This is a genomic window from Streptomyces griseochromogenes, from assembly GCF_001542625.1.
GTDB lineage: Bacteria > Actinomycetota > Actinomycetes > Streptomycetales > Streptomycetaceae > Streptomyces > Streptomyces griseochromogenes.
In genome coordinates this window covers 7,619,566-7,636,134 of sequence record NZ_CP016279.1, presented here as the reverse complement: position 1 = coordinate 7,636,134, position 16,569 = coordinate 7,619,566, and the positions used below count along the sequence as shown (strand labels likewise).

The 16,569-nt window shown below is 72.1% G+C and carries 19 protein-coding genes; 11 read left to right on the top strand and 8 right to left on the bottom strand.

The features are described from left to right. From AVL59_RS32920 to AVL59_RS32910, 3 genes are read left to right on the top strand one after another with little or no spacing between them, the layout of a single operon-like run. On the top strand, positions 1-807 hold the full coding sequence (locus AVL59_RS32920) for an alpha/beta fold hydrolase (RefSeq protein WP_067311972.1): 807 nt from the start codon (positions 1-3) through the stop codon (positions 805-807). Then, positions 804-1,997 carry a glycosyltransferase gene (locus AVL59_RS32915; RefSeq protein WP_067311969.1) on the top strand — a complete coding sequence of 398 codons (1,194 nt, stop codon included), beginning with the start codon at positions 804-806 and terminating at the stop codon, positions 1,995-1,997. The genes AVL59_RS32920 and AVL59_RS32915 overlap by 4 nt, the downstream gene beginning before the upstream one ends. 10 nt (positions 1,998-2,007) lie before the next feature. Continuing rightward, positions 2,008-3,075 carry a class I SAM-dependent methyltransferase gene (locus AVL59_RS32910; RefSeq protein WP_067311966.1) on the top strand — a complete coding sequence of 356 codons (1,068 nt, stop codon included), beginning with the start codon at positions 2,008-2,010 and terminating at the stop codon, positions 3,073-3,075. A 7-nt stretch (positions 3,076-3,082) separates the two neighbouring features. Here the strand turns inward: AVL59_RS32910 and AVL59_RS32905 are convergent, their stop codons facing one another. Next, complete coding sequence (locus tag AVL59_RS32905) at positions 3,083-4,135, bottom strand: lysylphosphatidylglycerol synthase transmembrane domain-containing protein (RefSeq protein WP_067311963.1); 1,053 nt, start codon at positions 4,133-4,135, stop codon at positions 3,083-3,085. Positions 4,136-4,365: 230 nt separating this feature from the next. On the opposite strand from AVL59_RS32905, the gene AVL59_RS32900 reads away from it, so the two are divergent. Next, a complete protein-coding gene (locus AVL59_RS32900; protein ID WP_067311960.1) occupies positions 4,366-5,010 on the top strand; it encodes a DedA family protein in 645 nt (214 codons plus the stop codon). A 64-nt stretch (positions 5,011-5,074) separates the two neighbouring features. Here the strand turns inward: AVL59_RS32900 and AVL59_RS32895 are convergent, their stop codons facing one another. Then, a complete protein-coding gene (locus AVL59_RS32895; RefSeq protein ID WP_067311957.1) occupies positions 5,075-5,602 on the bottom strand; it encodes a gamma carbonic anhydrase family protein in 528 nt (175 codons plus the stop codon). A 109-nt stretch (positions 5,603-5,711) separates the two neighbouring features. Here AVL59_RS32895 and AVL59_RS32890 point away from each other — a divergent pair, with 109 nt between their 5' ends. Next, a complete protein-coding gene (locus AVL59_RS32890) occupies positions 5,712-6,476 on the top strand; it encodes an acyltransferase (protein WP_067311954.1) in 765 nt (254 codons plus the stop codon). 1 nt (position 6,477) lies between these two features. Here the strand turns inward: AVL59_RS32890 and AVL59_RS32885 are convergent, their stop codons facing one another. Then, positions 6,478-7,335 carry a DMT family transporter gene (locus AVL59_RS32885; RefSeq protein ID WP_067311951.1) on the bottom strand — a complete coding sequence of 286 codons (858 nt, stop codon included), beginning with the start codon at positions 7,333-7,335 and terminating at the stop codon, positions 6,478-6,480. Positions 7,336-7,438: 103 nt separating this feature from the next. Here AVL59_RS32885 and AVL59_RS32880 point away from each other — a divergent pair, with 103 nt between their 5' ends. Next, a complete protein-coding gene (locus tag AVL59_RS32880) occupies positions 7,439-8,011 on the top strand; it encodes a helix-turn-helix domain-containing protein (protein ID WP_067311949.1) in 573 nt (190 codons plus the stop codon). A 32-nt stretch (positions 8,012-8,043) separates the two neighbouring features. Beyond that, a complete protein-coding gene (locus tag AVL59_RS32875) occupies positions 8,044-8,601 on the top strand; it encodes a YbaK/EbsC family protein (RefSeq protein ID WP_067311946.1) in 558 nt (185 codons plus the stop codon). Positions 8,602-8,751: 150 nt separating this feature from the next. Here the strand turns inward: AVL59_RS32875 and AVL59_RS32870 are convergent, their stop codons facing one another. Together AVL59_RS32870 and AVL59_RS32865 are read right to left on the bottom strand one after the other, a co-directional pair. Further along, positions 8,752-10,395, bottom strand: coding sequence for an APC family permease (locus AVL59_RS32870; protein WP_067311943.1), 1,644 nt, complete (start codon positions 10,393-10,395; stop codon positions 8,752-8,754). Between the two features lie 202 nt (positions 10,396-10,597). Further along, a complete protein-coding gene (locus AVL59_RS32865) occupies positions 10,598-11,005 on the bottom strand; it encodes a CoA-binding protein (RefSeq protein ID WP_067311940.1) in 408 nt (135 codons plus the stop codon). 147 nt (positions 11,006-11,152) lie between these two features. Here AVL59_RS32865 and AVL59_RS32860 point away from each other — a divergent pair, with 147 nt between their 5' ends. The 4 genes from AVL59_RS32860 (at position 11,153) to AVL59_RS32840 (ending at position 14,143) form a co-directional block, all read left to right on the top strand. After that, positions 11,153-11,929, top strand: coding sequence for a hypothetical protein (locus tag AVL59_RS32860; RefSeq protein WP_067318043.1), 777 nt, complete (start codon positions 11,153-11,155; stop codon positions 11,927-11,929). Then, positions 11,926-12,486 carry a SixA phosphatase family protein gene (locus AVL59_RS32855; protein WP_067311937.1) on the top strand — a complete coding sequence of 187 codons (561 nt, stop codon included), beginning with the start codon at positions 11,926-11,928 and terminating at the stop codon, positions 12,484-12,486. The genes AVL59_RS32860 and AVL59_RS32855 overlap by 4 nt, the downstream gene beginning before the upstream one ends. A 106-nt stretch (positions 12,487-12,592) precedes the next feature. Further along, positions 12,593-13,012 carry a hypothetical protein gene (locus AVL59_RS50970; protein ID WP_159400175.1) on the top strand — a complete coding sequence of 140 codons (420 nt, stop codon included), beginning with the start codon at positions 12,593-12,595 and terminating at the stop codon, positions 13,010-13,012. Positions 13,013-13,516: 504 nt separating this feature from the next. After that, entirely contained in the window at positions 13,517-14,143 is a 627-nt protein-coding gene (locus AVL59_RS32840; protein ID WP_067311929.1) for a YigZ family protein, read from the top strand. A 1-nt stretch (position 14,144) separates the two neighbouring features. On the opposite strand, the gene AVL59_RS32835 is transcribed toward AVL59_RS32840, so the two are convergent. From AVL59_RS32835 to AVL59_RS32825, 3 genes are all read right to left on the bottom strand, one after another. After that, positions 14,145-14,564, bottom strand: a complete 420-nt coding sequence (locus tag AVL59_RS32835) for a hypothetical protein (protein WP_067311927.1) — start codon at positions 14,562-14,564, stop codon at positions 14,145-14,147. An 825-nt stretch (positions 14,565-15,389) separates the two neighbouring features. Further along, entirely contained in the window at positions 15,390-15,815 is a 426-nt protein-coding gene (locus AVL59_RS32830; protein WP_067311924.1) for a hypothetical protein, read from the bottom strand. Then, on the bottom strand, positions 15,812-16,516 hold the full coding sequence (locus AVL59_RS32825) for a vWA domain-containing protein (RefSeq protein ID WP_067311921.1): 705 nt from the start codon (positions 16,514-16,516) through the stop codon (positions 15,812-15,814). The genes AVL59_RS32830 and AVL59_RS32825 overlap by 4 nt, the downstream gene beginning before the upstream one ends. Between the last annotated feature and the right edge of the window lie 53 nt (positions 16,517-16,569).

Genomic DNA, 16,569 nt, shown 5'->3' with positions numbered 1-16,569 from the left:
ATGGCGATGATCGACGCCGCCGGAATCCGGCTGCACGTCCAGCGCATGGGCCCACCGGACGGCCGCACCCCCGACGCCACGGTCGTCCTCGTGCACGGGCTGCTCACCGACAGCCTGGCCAGCTACTACTTCACCGTCGCCCCGGCCTTCGCGGCGGCCGGCCTCGACGTCGTCATGTACGACCTGCGCGGGCACGGCCGCAGCGAGCGCCCACGGGACGGCTACACCCTCGACCACAACATCGACGACCTGGAGGCGGTCCTCGACCGGCTCGGGATCACCGGACCCGTGCACCTGGTCGGCAACTCCTACGGCGGCACGATCGCCTTCGGCTACGCGGCCCGCCACCCTGACCGCACGGCCGGCCTCACCCTGATCGAGTCCGAACCCGCCACCGCCGCCTGGGCGTCCAAGCTGGGCGGCATCCTGCGCCGGGTGGTGGCCGAACTCGCCCACAACGAGCCGGACGCCCTCGCCTGGATCACCGCGAACCGCGGCCACAACACCGCCCGCCTGGCCAAGGGCGCCGCCCGGCTCGCCCGCGAGACCACCCTCGGCCGGGACATCCCCGCCAGCCGGGTGCTGACCGAGGAGCAGATCAGGGCCGTACGCTGCCCGGTCCTCGGTGTGTACGGCGGCGACTCGGACCTGGTGGAGCTGGTGCCGCTGAAGCGGGCGCTGCTCACGGACTTCCGGTCCGTCGTGCTGCCCGGACACGAGCATTCGGTGCTGGTCGAGGCCGCCGGAACCGTCGGCGCCCACATCCTCGGCCTGATCCGCGACGTGGCAGGCGCGGGGGTCCGGTGAGCGGGTTCCTGTTCGTCGTCCCGCCGCTGGTCGGGCACATCAACCCCGCCGTCGGGGTCGCCGCCCGGCTCGCCGAGCGCGGCCACCGCGTGGCCTGGGTCTGTGCCGATCCCGCGCTGCTGCACCGCCTCGCGGGCCAGGACGCGCGGGTGTACGCGTGCGCCGGTCCGGTGCCGGGCGCGGAGGGTGCCGTACGGCCGCCCGATCTGCGGGGTGCGGAGGCGCTGAAGTTCCTTTGGGAGTGGTACCTGGTACCGCTCGCCGACGCGATGGCCCCGGGCGTCCGTGCGGCCGCCGAGGCGTTCCGCCCCGATGTGGTCGTCGCCGACCAGCAGGCCTTCGCCGGCGCCCTGGTGGCCGAGCGCCTCGGCCTGCCGTGGGCGACCTCCGCCACCACCTCGGCCGAGTTCACCGGCGCCTACGACGGCCTGCCCAAGGTCGCCGAGTGGCTGCGCGAGCGCCTCACCGAGCTGCGCACCCGGATCGGCGACCCGGCCCAGGCCGCCGACCCGCGCTACTCGCCCCACCTGCTTCTCGTCTTCAGTACACCCGAACTCATCGGTCCCCAGGCCCCGTTGGGGCAGCGGATCCACTACGTCGGGCCGTCCCTCGCCGACCGCCCGGCCGGACCCGGCTTCCCCTGGGAGTGGCTGGACCCCGGCCGGGCGAAGGTCCTGGTGACCCTGGGCACCGCCAACGCCGACGCCGGACAGCGCTTCCTCGCCGAGTGCCTCGCCGTGCTGCGCGAACGCGCCGACCGGGTGCAGGCGGTGCTCGTGGACCCGGGCGGCACCCTGCCGGCCGCCCCCGCGGACCGCTTCGGCAAGGACGTGCTGATCCTGCCGTCCGTTCCCCAGCTCCCGCTCCTGGAGCGGATGGACGCGGTCGTCTGCCACGCCGGGCACAACACCGTCTGCGAGGCGCTCTGGCACGGCGTCCCGCTCGTCGTGGCCCCCATCCGGGACGACCAGCCGGTGGTGGCCTCGCAGGTCGTGGACGCGGGCGCCGGAGTGCGGGTCCGCTTCGGCCGGGTCACCGCGCCCCGGCTCGGCGCGGCCCTCGACACCGTCCTGAACGACCGTGCCCACCGGGCCGCCGCGGCCCGCGTCCGCACGGCCTTCCGCGCGGCCGGCGGCGCCCGCGCGGCAGCGGGCCACCTGGAACGACTGGCGTCACACAGCACCCCATGAGGGAGAGCCGATGAGCGACAAGAGCAAGAACAGCGAGCGCGTCGCCGCCCTGCGCCCCGCCTACCAGGCAGACCTGGCCGACGGCACGGACCGCTTCTTCGCACCCCGGCGCACCACCTGCCCCTGGTGCGAGTCCGACGGCCTGACGACCCGGCTGCACACCACCGACCTGCTCCAGCACAAGCCCGGCCGCTTCAGCCTCGACCGCTGCACCGACTGCGGCCACACCTTCCAGAACCCCCAACTGACCGCCGAAGGCCTGGAGTTCTACTACCGCGACTTCTACGACGGCCTCGGTGAGCAGCGTATGAGCGGCACCTTCGGCGGCCGCACCGCGATGTACCGGGACCGCGCCGAGGCGATGGTGCCGCACGACCCCACCCCGAAGAACTGGCTGGACGTCGGTACCGGACACGGCCACTTCTGCGAGGCCGCCCGCACCGTGCTGCCCGGCACCTGCTTCGACGGGCTGGACTTCACCGACGGCGTCGACCTCGCCGCCCGCGAGGGCCGTGTGGAGCACGCCTACCGCGGTGCCTTCCCCGACCTCGCGCCCGACCTCGCCGCCCGCTACGACGTGGTGAGCATGTTCCACTACCTGGAGCACAGCACCGACCCCGACCGCGAACTGCGCGCCGCCCACGAGGCCGTACGCCCCGGCGGCCACCTGCTCATCGAGGTACCGGACCCGGAGAGCCGCTACGCCCGTCTCCTCGGCCGCTGGTGGCTGCCCTGGCTCCAGCCGCAGCACCTGCACTTCATGCCGGTCGCCAACCTGCGCCGACGGCTGACCGAACTCGGCTTCACGGTGGTCGCCGAGCAGCACGCGGAGCCGCACGACCCGGTGGACCTGCTCGCCGCCGTCTGGCTGACCCTCGACCACACCGCCCCGCGCGACGACGCCCCCTGGCTGCCCGAGCCGCCCGGCGCCCTGAGGCGCACCCTGCGCACCGCGCTTCTCCTCGCCGGTGTGCCCGCCCTGCTCACGGCCACCCTCCTCGACCGCCTCGCGATCCGCCCCCTGTCCCACCGTCTCGGCCTGTCCAACGCCTACCGTCTGGTCGCCCGCCGCGAGTGACCGGCGCTCACAGCACCTTCGCGCGGACCAGCGCCGACAGCACCAGGGCGCCCGGCAGCAGCGGCAGCCAGTCGGTCAGCACCCGGTAGCCGATCACGGTCGCGGTGGCCACCGCCGGCGTGGCACCGAACGCGACGAGCGTCCACACCAGCGCCGCGTCCACCGCCAGGCCCCCGGGCGCCGGCACGGCTCCCACGGCGGTGCCCGCCGCCAGATAGGCGAGGACCACCTGCTCCCAGGGCAGCCCGAGGCCGAGCGAGGCCCCGACACACACGAGCGCACCGCCCTGCACCAGCGGCATCGCGGCCGCCCCGCCCCACAGGGCCAGCACCCGGCAGGGCCGGCCGTGCACCACGCGCGCATCGGCGAGAGCGGAGCGCACCAGCCCCGTCACCGGGCGCCGCAGCGGCCGTACGACGGTCAGGAGCACCCCCGCCACCGCGAGCGCACCGCCCGCCGCGGCGCCGACGGGCACCAGGATCCGTCCGTCCGGGACCAGGTCCCCGAGCCGCCGCCAGGCGGGCGAGACGGCCAGGAACACGAGCAGCACCACCGTCTTCGCCCCCGACTTGGCCAGCGAGTACAGGCCGACCGAGGCGGTCGCCCGAGCGAGCGGCACGCCCTGGGTGCGCAGGAAACGGACCGTGACGGCGTGCGCGCCGAGGCCGCCGGGCAGTGCGTGGTTCGCGGCACCGGCGGCGAACTGCGAGGCCAGCAGCAGCCCCGGCGGCACCCGGTCCGGCAGGGCACCCTGCCGCACGCAGGAAGCCGCCACCCAGGTCAGACAGGTGAATCCGCCCCCGGCCAACAGCCACCAGGGGTCGGCGGCCACCAGCCGGGCGGCACCCTCGTGTGCCAGGGGCCGGTTGGCCAGGGCCCAGCCCGCGGCGAGCAGCAGCGGCGCCAGCACGAGGGCGAGCCGGACCGGCCGGGCGGCCATGAAGGAGACACGGCGCACCGGAGCCTCGGAGGGGGGAAGGGGAGGCGGGACGGGCGGGGAGAGTGAGGTGGGCGGGGACAGCGGGGACAGTGAGGACACGGGGACGTCGTCCTTCCGCATCGGGCTCCACGGTGGTGGGGCCTGGGGGAGGCGGGGCGGCGAAACCGCGGGGAGTTTTCCCGTCCCGTATGACACCGGGATGTCCGAAAACCGAAGGCGGGAGGGCGGGACGGTGCCGCCGGGCACGCACGGGAGCCGTCCTCCACCGCCGACCAGGTAGCCTTCCCATGGGGCGCGCCGCACAAGCCACGCCCCGGCACACAAAGACGACGACAGGGGAGGAACCGGCGGTGCACGTCCAGGAATGGCTCGACACGGTGCCACCGGCCGCCGTCTACGCCGTCGTGGCCCTGGTGATCGGCCTGGAGAGCCTGGGCATCCCGCTGCCGGGCGAGATCGTCCTGATCTCGGCGGCGCTCATGTCCTCCCATCACTCCGGCATCAACCCGATCGTCCTCGGCGCGTGCGCCACCGCCGGTGCCGTCATCGGGGACTCCATCGGCTACGCGATCGGCCGCAAGGGCGGACGGCCGCTGCTGGCCTGGCTGGGCAGGAAGTTCCCGAAACACTTCAGCGAGGGCCATGTCGCCACCGCGGAGCGGTCCTTCGAGAAGTGGGGCATGTGGGCCGTCTTCTTCGGCCGCTTCGTCGCCCTGCTCCGCATCTTCGCCGGCCCCCTCGCGGGCGTGCTCCACATGCCGTACTGGAAGTTCCTGACCGCCAACGTCCTCGGCGGCATCTGCTGGGCGGGCGGCACCACGGCCGTCATCTACTACGTGGGCGTCGTCGCCGAGGACTGGCTGAAGCGCTTCTCGTACCTGGGCCTTGCGGCAGCCGTCCTGATCGGCCTGGCGTCGATGCTGATCGTCAAGCGCCGGGCGAAGAAGGCCCAGCCGGCCCAACAAGAGGCCGAGCCTGCAAACGCCGGGGAATAGAACCCCCCAAGGGGCGCGGGGAACTGCCCTGGCAACCCCCACGCACCCGCACCCGCGCACGCCCCTAGCGATGCACATCCTTGTGCGCCTTGGCCAACTCCGCGTACATGGTCCCGTTGAGGGTGACCCCCTGCCGCTCCTCCTCGGACAGCTCCCGCCGAACCTTCGCCGGCACCCCCGCCACCAGCGACCCGGGCGGAACCAGCATCCCCTGCGGCACCAACGCCTGAGCGGCGACCAGCGACCCCGCCCCGATCACGGCCCCGTTCAGCACGGTCGCCCCCATCCCGATGAGGCAGTCGTCCTCCACGGTCGCCCCGTGCACCACCGCGTTGTGACCGATGGACACCCGCTCCCCGACGCTCACCGGAAACCCGGGGTCCGCATGCAGCGTCACGTTGTCCTGCACATTCGCGTCCGCCCCGACGGTGATCGTCTCGACATCACCCCGCACGACCGCCCCGTACCAGACACTCGCCCCCGCACCCAGCGTGACATCCCCGATCACCGAGGCCGTCGGCGCCACGAACGCCTCCGGATCGACCCGAGGCTCCTTGCCCCCTATGCCCGCGATCAGCGCCTTCTGCGTCATCACCGTCTCCTCGTGTCCGTCGTGTGCCCGAACGGTACGACACCAGGTGGGGTGAAGATCACAGCAGCCCGCCCTCTTGCCGATGGCAACCGATGAGTAACGTGAGCCCGTGCCGAAGCGCAAGAACACGTTCTCATCCTGGCGACGCCGACTGGTGCAGCGCGCGGTGCACACGGGCTGGTCCTGGGTGCAGCGCACGGGTTCGGTGACGGCCGAGAACCCCGGTCGCCTCCGCTTCGGCTCGATCGGCGAAGCCACCCGGCTGGCCTTCCCGCTCGGCACGGTCTTCGGCGAGCCCTGGATCCACCTCGGGTCCCACTGCATCATCGGTGAGCAGGTCACCCTCACGGCCGGCCTGATGCCGGACCTGGATCTCGGCCCGGACCCGATCCTGCGCATCGGCGACGGAGTCGTCCTCGGCCGCGGCAGCCATGTCATCGCCGACACCACGGTCACCATCGGCAGCGACTGTTACTTCGGCCCGTACGTCTACGTCACCTCCACCAACCACTCCTACGACGACCCGCACCAGCCCATCGGCAAGCAGTGGCCGCGCATGGAGCCGGTGGAGATCGGCCCGGGCTGCTGGATCGGCACCGGTGCGGTGATCCTGCCGGGGGCGCGGATCGGCCGGAACGTGGTCGTGGCCGCCGGTGCGGTGGTCCGGGGCGCGGTGCCCGACCACGCCGTGGTGGCGGGAGCGCCCGCCCGCGTCGTACGCCGCTGGACGCCCGACGAGGGCTGGCAGCCGCCGCTGCGGACTCCGCCGCCCGTGCCGATCCCGGAAGGGATCACGCCGGAGCAGCTGCAGGCGCTGGCCGGCCTGGACGAGGAAGCGGTCGAGCGGCTGGCCCGGCTCGAGGCCGACGGCTGACTCAGCCGGTCGCCAGCAGCAGCGTCCCCACCAGGGCCAGGCCCGCGCCCGCGGCCTGGATCGCGCGCAGCCGCTCACTGAGGAAGCCACGCGCGGCCAGCGCGGTGACCACGGGGTACAGCGAGGCGAGGACGGCGGCCACGGTGATCGGGCCGTGCTGGGCGGCGAGGGCGTAGGTGCCGTTGGCCGCCACGTCCGCGAGGCCGACGAAGCCCAGCGCCGGCAGCGCGGCCCGGGGCAGACCGTCCTCGGGCAGGGCGGGGGCGCCCCGCCGGACCGACGCGTACAGCGCCGCACCGCCCACGGCGACGCTCGTCAGGCGCTGCGCGAACAGCGACAGGAACAGGCCGGTGACATTGGTCGAGGCCTCCGTGATCAGCGCGAACACCGTGCCGAAACCCAGCGCGGCGACCAGCGTGAGCAGGATCGTCTGCCGTTGCACGGGCGCGCCGCGCAGCTGCGGGCCGCCCGCGAGGACGACTCCGGTGACGGCGACGGCGATGCCCGCGAGCTGCAGGGCCCCCGGACGTTCGCCGAGGACCAGGCCGACGCCGACCGGGACGGCCACGCTCAGCGTGGCCAGCGGGGAGACCACGCCCATCGGGCCCAGCGCGAGGGCTTTGTAGAAGGAGAACACGGCCACCGGGCCGGCCACGCCGGCCCCGACCGCGAACCACAGCCGCGGGCCGGCCTCGCCCCAGCCGCCGGTCGCCATCACGATCACGCCCAGCACGACCGCGGCGATCGCCTGGGAAGCCACCACCACGGTCAGTGCGGGCGTGCGTCGCGTCAGCAGCCCGCCGCCGAAGTCTGCCAGGCCCCACAGGAGACTGGTGGTCAGCGCGAAGAATGCTGTCACGGGCCACCTCGCAGTACAGTGCAATGAACAAGTAGGTACACCACAGCATAGTTCAACAAGCTGGACTGTGGAATTCAATATAGTGAACCCTCATGGATGTGATGTGTCGGACCTCGACCTGCTGACCCAGTCCCTGGCGCGGAACGTCAAACGCTGGCGGACCGAGCGCGGCTTCACCCTGGACGCGCTGGCCGCCCGCGCGGGAGTCAGTCGTGGCATGCTCATCCAGATCGAGCAGGCCCGCACCAACCCCAGCATCGGCACCGTGGTCAAGATCGGCGACGCGCTGGGCATCAGCATCACCACGCTGCTCGACTACGAACAGGGACCCAAGGTCCGCGTCGTCCCCGCCGACCAGGCCGTACGGTTGTGGCACACGGAGGCGGGAAGCTACAACCGGCTCCTGGCGGGCACCGAGGCCCCCGGGCCGCTGGAGATGTGGGACTGGCGCCTGATGCCCGGCGACCGCAGCCCGTCCGACCCGCATCCGACCGGCACAGTGGAACTCGTCCATGTCACCACGGGCGAACTCACCCTCACCGTGGACGGTGTCCCGCACGTCGTCCCGGCGGGAGCGAGCGCCACCTTCGAGGCCGACACCCCGCACACCTACGGCAACGAAGGGGACGTCCCCTTGGACATGGTGATGGCGGTTTCGGTCCCGCCCGTGCGCTGAACGCCCGGCACACGGACTGTTAGCGTGCGGCCATGCGCGCACCCATCGGAGACTTCGACGCCGCCACCCCCGCCCCGGACTGCCTGGACGAGCTGACCGCTCCGGTCGCCGAGGCCGTGCGCCAGTGGCAGGGCAGCGTTCCCGCCGACCGGATCGTCTACGTCGACACCGACCCGCGCTGGGCCGACACGGCCGTCTTCGTGGAGCACTATGGCCGCGACCTGCTCGAACAGTCGGCGAACTGCGTGGTGGTCGCGGGCAAGCGGGGCGGCGGGACCACGCTCGCGGCGTGCCTGGTGCTCTCCACCACCCGGGTCGACGTCAACGGCGTGGTGCGCCGCCAACTCGGCGCCCGCAAGGCCTCGTTCGCCGCCATGGACACCGCGACCGGCGAGACCGGCATGGAGTACGGCGGCATCACCCCGGTCGGGCTGCCGGCCGGCTGGCCGGTGCTGGTGGACGCGGCCGTGGCCGACCTGCCCTACGTCCTGGTCGGCAGCGGACGCCGGCGCGGCAAGCTGCTGGTGCCGGGCAAGGCGCTCGCGGAACTGCCCGGAGCGGTGGTGCTGGAGGGGCTCGGGGTCGGTTAGCTCAGGCCGTCAGGCGATGGGCCGGCGCCAGTTGCGCGCCCGCCTCGCCGGGCACCGGTGCGGGGTCGGCGTCAAGGGAGAATCACCCCCGCATTATGACGGTGTCCCGTCAGCCCGGATCGGGCCGACGGGACACCAGGAGAGGAAGGGTCAGTGCGCCGGGGCGTCGGTGACCACGACCTCCTCGATGCTGCGCTCGATCGCCTCGGGCTTCGACGCGACGGCCTTGGCCCAGTAGTAGATGCCGAGGGAGAAGGCCGCGACGACGAGGATGTCCCACCACAGCGGGATGTTGCCCTGGCTGCCGTCACCGAAGCCGCCCTGCCAGGAGATCAGGCCGATGCCCAGCAGGTAGGCGGGCAGCCACTGCGCCGCCTTGAAGTCCATCCGGGGCGCGTCGGGCTTGTTCGTGGCGTTGGCCCACCAGGCGTAGGAGCCGAGCAGCAGGTAGCCGAGCAGGATGGCGAAGCCCAGCCGCCACAGGGTGTTCCAGCCGGCCCAGTAGATGATCAGGTTGGCGACCACGAAGGACAGCGGGGAGATGAGCTTGCCGAAAGGCAGTCGGTAGGGGCGCTCGAAGTTCGGCAGACGGTCGGCGAAGACACCGTAGGCCAGCGGCGCGCCCGCGTACATCAGGACACTCGCCGAGGTGATGAAGCCGACCAGCTCCTGCCAGCTCGGGAACGGAAGGAAGCAGACCACACCGGTGACGAAGGACATGATCAGACCGAACCACGGCACACCGCGCTTGTCGGTCTTGGAGAACGCCTTCGGCGCGTAGCCGTTCTTGGCCAGACCGTAGGAGACGCGGGAGGTGGCGGTGGTGTAGATCAGGCCGGTGCCGGCGGGGGAGATGATCGCGTCCACGTAGAGCACCCAGCCCAGCCAGCCCAGGCCGACCAGGGTCGCCAGGCCCGCCCAGGGACCGCTGATGCCCACGAAGTCGAGCTTGGCCCAGCCGTGCGCGAAGGAGGCGTGGGGCAGCGCGCCGATGAACACGACCTGCAGCAGGATGTAGATCACGGCGCCGATCGCGACCGAGCCGAGGGTCGCCCGCGGCAGGTCACGCTTGGGGTTGCGGCTCTCGCCCGCCAGCTGGATGGCCTGCTCGAAGCCGAGCAGCGCGAAGATGATGCCGCTGGAGCTGATGGCACCGAGGATGCCCTTGGCGCCGAACGGGGCGAAGCCCTCCGAGGTGAAGTTGCTTCCGTGGAAGTTGGTCGCGGCGATGATGAAGATCGCACCGAGCGGGACGGCGATCTTCCACCACGTGGCGGCGCTGTTGGTGTGGGCGAGGGCCCGGACACCGAAGAAGTTGACACCGACGAAGACGGCCATGAGGACGACGGCGGTAACGATTCCGCTGACGGTCAGCGTTCCGTCGGCGTGCTGCAGACCCTGGGCCCACTTCCAGTGACCGGCGTAGCCGATCATGGCCTCGACCTCGATCGGGGCCACGGTGGCCGCCTGCAGCCAGGCGAACCAGCCGAAGGACATACCGGCGAGGCCGCCGAACGCGTAGTGCGGGTACCGGGCCGTACCGCCCGCCACCGGGAACATGCCGCCGAGCTCGGCGTGCACGAGCGCCAGCAGGACGATGGCTACGGCGCCGATCACCCACGAGATGATCGCCGCGGGGCCGGCCACGACGACCGCCTTCTCGGCGCCGTACAGCCATCCGGAGCCGATGATGGAGCCCACCGAGGCCCACATCAGACCGATGAGTCCGACATCGCGGCGCAGGCCACCGGTATCGCTCGTGGCTACCGGTGCAGCCTGGTCGACTTTCGCCATGTCAAGTGGCCTCTCAGATCGTAAACGCAGGTTTAACGGGGAATGAGGCCACAGGCTAGGAACGCTTTCCGCGTCGGCAAAAGACTGATTACCAAATCTTGACCCAGGATCTTACCCATCTTGGGGACGGACTTTGCACAGGTCAGATACCTAACCCGAATGTCAATATTCAGAGCCGGATTGTGATGAAGAAGGAGTGACACTAGGTCAAGAGGGGAATTTCGATCGCCGGGCACCGGTCCATGACCATGTCCAGGCCCGCCGCCCGGGTCCGTGCGCAGGCGGCCGCGTCCACGACTCCGAGCTGGAACCAGACCGCCTGCGCGCCCTTCGCCACGGCCGCGTCGGCCACCGAGCCCGCCAGCGCGCTGTTGACGAAGACGTCCACCACGTCGACGTCGAAGGGGACGTCCGCGAGGGACGCGTAGCCCCGCTCGCCGTGTACTGTCTCCGCCCTGGGGTGCACCGGCACGATCCGCTTGCCGTACTGCTGCAGCACCTGCGCCACGCCGTACGCGGCCCGCCGGCTGTTGGCGGACAGGCCGACCACGGCCCACGTGTCGCCCAGCTCGTTCAGGATCCTGCGGATCGTGGCTTCGTCGTCGTACACGGCACGCCTCCTCGGGCTGCGGGGGGAAACTCCCGACCGGGCAACAGCGCCCACCAGCTGCGGATTCCCCGTCCCGGAGCCCGCCACGGTGTCCGGAATCGGCGCAAGGTGCCCGCGTACGGCCGTCCGCGCGCCTACGCTCGGGCCGTGCTGCGCATCCTCGACGCCCGAACCGGTGAGCCCGTCGCCGCCGCGCCCGCCCGGCGCGGCCTGACCCGCATCGAGGCCTACGCCTCGGAGCTGGATCCGACCGCCTTGCGCGTGCTGCTCACCGCCGACCTCCTCGTGCGCGCCCTGGAACTCGGCGGCACCCCCGTCTGGACCATGCTCACCGCGCCCCGCAGGCACGCGGAGCTGCGTACGGCCGCGACGGCCCTGGCCATCCGCCCCTTCGAGGACGGCCGCGACCTGGCGTCCGGGCTCGGCGAGGCACAGGTGATCCACGTGGTGGCCGAGAACATCGAGAATCCCCCGGGCGAGGGCCCCCTGCTGGCCGTCGCCCCGGTGATCTCCGGGGCGAGTCCCGCCCCCGCGCCCCGCTCGCCCGCCGATGACCCCGCTCCCGATCTCACGGCCCTGCTCTCCGACCCCACCTCCCTGCGCCTGGCCCTCCTCTCCGTCCCGCGGAACACGGCGGTACGGCTGGACGCCGGACGGCTGGGGGAAGCCGCGCGGATGCTTGCCCGCTGGCGGCGCGCCGTCGCCGGATGGGCGCGGCAGCCCTCGCGGCCGGTGCCCGACGAGGTGCGGGCACGCCTGCGGGCCGCCTGGGAGGACGATCTGGATCTGCCCGGGGTGCTGGACGTGCTGCGGGATGTGGAGCGTGCGCGGGGGCTGCCCGACGGGGCCCGGTTCGAGACCTACGTCTACGCGGACCGTCTGCTCGCCCTCGACCTGGCCCGTGACCTCGGGAGCCTCGCATGATCGAGCGTGCGGGCACGGGCCCGCTGCGCCGGCTGGTCGTGCTGCGGCACGCCAAGTCCGCCTGGCCCGAGGGTGTCGAGGATCACCGGCGTCCGCTGGCGCCGCGCGGTCTGCGGGACGCCCCGGCCGCCGGCCGGGCCCTCGCGGAGGCCGACTGCCTGCCCGACCTCGCCCTGTGCTCCACCGCCGTGCGCGCCCGCCGCACCTGGGAGCTGGCCTCCGGCCAGTGGGGCACACCGCCGCCGGTGCGTTACGACCGGAGGCTGTACGCGGCCGATGTACCGGACCTGCTGGAGGTCGTGCGCGAGGCGCCGCGCGAGGTGGAGACGCTGCTGCTCGTCGGGCACAACCCGGGGCTCGAGGAACTGGTCGTGGAGCTGGCCGGGGACGCGCTGGACGACGCGCTCGACGAGGTGCGGGTGAAGTTCCCGACCTCCGCGATCGCCGTGCTGGCCTGGCGCGGCACCGGCTGGCCGGCCCTCGCTCCGGGCACGGCCCTGCTGACGTCGTTCACCGTGCCGCGCGGGAAGAAGGACGGCGACCAGGACCAGGAGTAGTCACAGGGAACAGGGGAGTGGCACGAGGGGTCGCGGTGGTCCGCATAGACACCTCACTTTGCCGAGACGCTTCCCAGCCGCCTCCACGCCTGCGAAGATCATGAGCGTGACTGTATCCAGCCCTCATCCCTTCCGCGCGGTGGCGGCACCCGCTTTGGCCGTGCGGGACGAGTGTGCCGAGACCGGCGGGACCCGATCGCTCATCGAGCACGAGATCGGCCGGCAGGTCCTGGAGCTGGAGTGGATCGACGAGCACGCCCTGCGGGTCCTGATGGCCCCGCCCGACGACTGGCAGGATGGACGAGCCCTTGTGGAGGGGCACCTCGCGGTGGTGCGTCGAGGCGACTGGGCCGCGGTCCCGGCTCGGTCGCTCACCGGCCACGATCTGGCCGGCCCGAGGGTGTCGGCACCGCGTCCTGACGGCCGCGAGGCAGCCCGCCGGATGCTTGCCGAAGTCGGCGCGGGCCGACGGCACCGGATGCCGAGCCCCGGGAAGCTCAGCAGGGTCTCAGCGTCCGGATGCTGAAGGAGCGCCTCTTCCGCCGCCTTCGCGAGGTCGTCGGCCGCGGTACAGGCGGCCTCCGACCGGATGAGAGGAGGGCAAGCATCCGCTTGCCGAGCGCGTCCTCGACCGGCGGCGGCCGGCGGGCCCAGTCGGCCCGGAAGACGTCGCGAATGCGGTCGGCCTCTGCTCGATTCGGTGCTTGCGACCGGCACGCGCTGCTGAGCGCGAGCCAGAACGGTGACGGCCCGGCCACGGTCGGTGCCGCCGTGCTCGGCGAGCCGCTCCGGCAGGATCTGATAACCGGTCGGACCGTCGGCGATGTGCCGCTCGGCCACTGACGTACCAGCGCACCCCACGAGCTTCGGTCTGCGCAGGAGCTCAAGAGGCTCAGGCGTGTCAAGAGGTCACCGTGCGACGGGCTCGCACCACTGACACCAACGAGTGATCAAGGCGTTCCCGTACTCGAACGTCCCATGAGGCACCCGCTCCATCGGCTCTTCCTTGACCACGGATTAGGCTGGCGGGATGCAGGACGAGTACCGCACAGTCGCCCGCGCGGGCGTGCACGAGACCGAGATCAACCGCTCCCGCTTCCTGTGCGCCCTCGCCCCGGCGGCCACCGAGCAGGAGGCCCAGGAGTTCATCGCGGCCGTCCGCAAGGAGCACGCCGACGCCACGCACAACTGCTGGGCGTACGTCATCGGCGCCGACGCGGCCGTGCAGAAGGCCAGCGACGACGGCGAACCCGGCGGTACGGCGGGCGTCCCGATGCTCCAGATGCTGCTGCGCCGCGACATGCGGTACGTCGTCGCCGTCGTCACCCGCTACTACGGCGGGATCAAGCTCGGCGCGGGCGGGCTCATCCGGGCCTACGGCGGAGCGGTCGGCGAAGCCCTGGACGCACTTGGCACGCTCACCCGGCGCCGGTTCCGGCTGGCCACGGTGACCGTCGACCACCAGCGCGCGGGCAAGGTCCACAACGATCTGCGCTCCACCGGGCGGGAGGTCCGCGACGTGCGCTACGGCGAGGCCGTCACCATCGAGATCGGTCTGCCGGACGCCGACGTGAACGCCTTCCGCGCCTGGCTCGCCGATGCGACGGCGGGCGCGGCCGGGTTCGAACTGGGCGGGGAGGCGTACGGGGACGCCTGAGTCAGGACGGTGACGGCTCCGGGCTCAGGTCCTCCTCGCCGATCTGCCGATCCGACTGGTAGACCTTCACGACGCCGCCGTGGATGACATAGCGGTACTCGCCGTTGCGGGCCTCGTAACCGCCTCCTGTGGTCCTGGCCTTCATGGCGATGCCCTTTTCCCGGCCGTCGCTGAACTCGCCGTAGTAATACAGCGATCCCGAAGCCGTACGGCACAGGGTGATCTGCTTGTTCTTCGTGCGGAACGCCTGGACCAGCTCGGCACCGTCCCCGTCCGGCAGCTCGGCGGCGATCCGGCCCGGACAGGCCGGCGCGGTTCCGGTGGGGGCCGAGCTGTCCGAGTCCGACGAGCCGATGTCGCACCCCTTGGCGACCAGCCCCAGCAGGAAGACCAGCACCGCGACCCCGAGGCAGCTGCTCATGCAGCCGGTGCTCCTGGAGCTCTTGGGCGGCGCGGTGTAGCGAGGCCTCGGGCTCGGCGTGTAGATCGGTTTCGGGCGCGGCGGTGCGGAGGCCGGGGTGCGCGGCGTGGCAGGTCGGTAGCCCGTGGAGGCGGACGACGGGAAGAAGACGCCTTCCTCGGCATGCGGCCCAGCCCTGCCCGCCGCGGTGCTCGCCGACCGGCCCGGAGTACTGGACGCCCCGGGGCGCGAGGTCCGCGGGGTGGTCCGAGGCGTCGAGGACGACGACGGCGTGCTCCGCGGCGGGGCCCAGGGCGTCGAGGAGGACGAGGGCGTGCTTCGTGGCGTCGTCCTGGGCGTCGAGGGTGTGCTGCGCGGCGTGGACTTCCTCGGCGGCGTCTTGCGCGGGGCGGCGGGCTTCTTGGCGCCCTTGTCCGCGGGCGGCGGCTTCGGGGCGCTCTTCCTCGCCGACTTCCAGTGTGTGCCGCACGCGATGCAGGACAGATCCGTGCGCGCGTTGTTCGTGTCGCACTCCGAGCAACGCCAGGGGGCGGACGGGCGTCCGGCGCCCCCGGGCCGTTTGGCGGAGGGCCGGGCGGCACCTCCGCCGGAGCCGGTCGCCTTCGCGCCCGACTTCGTACCGGGCTTGGGCCCCGGCTTCGTGGCGGGTTTCGGCCCAGGCTTCGCGCCCGGCGCCGCGGGTGACGCGGTCCCGCGCCGGGTCCCTCCGCAGACCGTGCAGGACGTCTCCGCGGGCCCGTTGTACGTGTCGCAGTCCGTGCAGCGCCAGTTGGCCGATGCCGCCACCTCGTGCTGCCCTCCTTCTCGTCTCCGTGCGGCTGTGCGTCAGCCCGCGTCGCTCTCGGCGCGGGCCGTCACGGCGTCGAACAGCTCCTCCGACGCGGCCGACGCGGGTGCGGCGATCCATTCCGGCCCGTCGAGGGGCACTCGCTGGAACCCGGCCTCCTCGGCGTGGTTCGTCGCGTGCTCCGGGACGCCGAAGCGCCGCCGCAGCAGGTCCGTGTACTGCTGCGCCTCCTCCAGCCGGTCCGGTGGAACGTCCACCCGTACCACGAGGAGGCCGGGTGTGGGCCCCTTGGGGAAACGCAGATGGAAGACCCATTGGGACAGCCCGTCCGAACCCTGCGGGAGCAGCCGCACGCCGGAGCAAAGGCCCACGTGCGACTCGATGCGGCTGTGGCGGCGCCACAGGAACGTCAGGGAGCCGTTTCCGTCGCACGTCAGCTCGAAGTCCGGCCAGTCGAGCTTCACAGACTGTTCGCGATCGTCTCGATGATCTCGTCCATCTCGAACTCCTCCAGCCCCTCACCGGCTTTGGAGGCGAAGTGCAGAGTGAGGTCCCACTCCTCGGCGATCGGATCCGACCAGGGCGCCTGTTCGGGCGCGAACAGCACCAGCCGCTTCGCCGACTGCTCCATCACCGAGGTCTGGCTGCGGGCATACCCCCACTGCTCGAACAGCTCGTCCAGGCTGCGCGGGATGCCCGCCGGATACGACTGGGCGGAGGCATGCGTGCCCAGCGGGTGGGCCGGCGCATCGGTGAACATCACGATGACATGGCGCCTGCGGTCCAGACCCTGCTCCCAGGGCGCATTGATGGCCAGCGCGAGCGCCTCCAGACCCGATTCGGGAATGTCGCCGCCACCGGAGGCGTCGATCCCGCGCACGAACTCCTGGAAGTCCTTGGCCTGTTCGGGCAGCTGGAGGAACCCCGTCTGCTGGATGGCGCTCGACGGATCGTCGCCGAAGTCACGGAAGGCGATCACCTTCAGACGCAGCTGGCTGATCGCCTTTCCCTTCTTCGCCATCACGTCGTTGAGCCGGTCGTGGAACTGCAGCGCGCTCGACTTCACGTTGTCGAGGACGGGGAACATGCTGCCCGTCGCGTCGACGCACAGCACGATGTCCACGGCGTACTGCAGATTCCCCTGGTACTGCTCGATGTTGCTCATTACGGAGTCTCCTGGGTGGTGCGGGTGAGGTACGTCGGTCGCTGATGGAACCG

Excerpts from the sequence above, each read along its gene's own strand:
- AVL59_RS32855 (WP_067311937.1), top strand. The coding sequence starts at position 11,926 with ATGATCGAGCGTGCGGGCACGGGCCCGCTGCGCCGGCTGGTCGTGCTG.
- AVL59_RS32840 (WP_067311929.1), top strand. The coding sequence starts at position 13,517 with ATGCAGGACGAGTACCGCACAGTCGCCCGCGCGGGCGTGCACGAGACC.
- AVL59_RS32920 (WP_067311972.1), top strand. The coding sequence starts at position 1 with ATGGCGATGATCGACGCCGCCGGAATCCGGCTGCACGTCCAGCGCATG.
- AVL59_RS32825 (WP_067311921.1), bottom strand. The coding sequence starts at position 16,516 with ATGAGCAACATCGAGCAGTACCAGGGGAATCTGCAGTACGCCGTGGAC.
- AVL59_RS32835 (WP_067311927.1), bottom strand. The coding sequence starts at position 14,564 with ATGAGCAGCTGCCTCGGGGTCGCGGTGCTGGTCTTCCTGCTGGGGCTG.
- AVL59_RS32875 (WP_067311946.1), top strand. The coding sequence starts at position 8,044 with ATGCGCGCACCCATCGGAGACTTCGACGCCGCCACCCCCGCCCCGGAC.
- AVL59_RS32905 (WP_067311963.1), bottom strand. The coding sequence starts at position 4,135 with ATGCGGAAGGACGACGTCCCCGTGTCCTCACTGTCCCCGCTGTCCCCG.
- AVL59_RS32895 (WP_067311957.1), bottom strand. The coding sequence starts at position 5,602 with ATGACGCAGAAGGCGCTGATCGCGGGCATAGGGGGCAAGGAGCCTCGG.
- AVL59_RS32910 (WP_067311966.1), top strand. The coding sequence starts at position 2,008 with ATGAGCGACAAGAGCAAGAACAGCGAGCGCGTCGCCGCCCTGCGCCCC.
- AVL59_RS32870 (WP_067311943.1), bottom strand. The coding sequence starts at position 10,395 with ATGGCGAAAGTCGACCAGGCTGCACCGGTAGCCACGAGCGATACCGGT.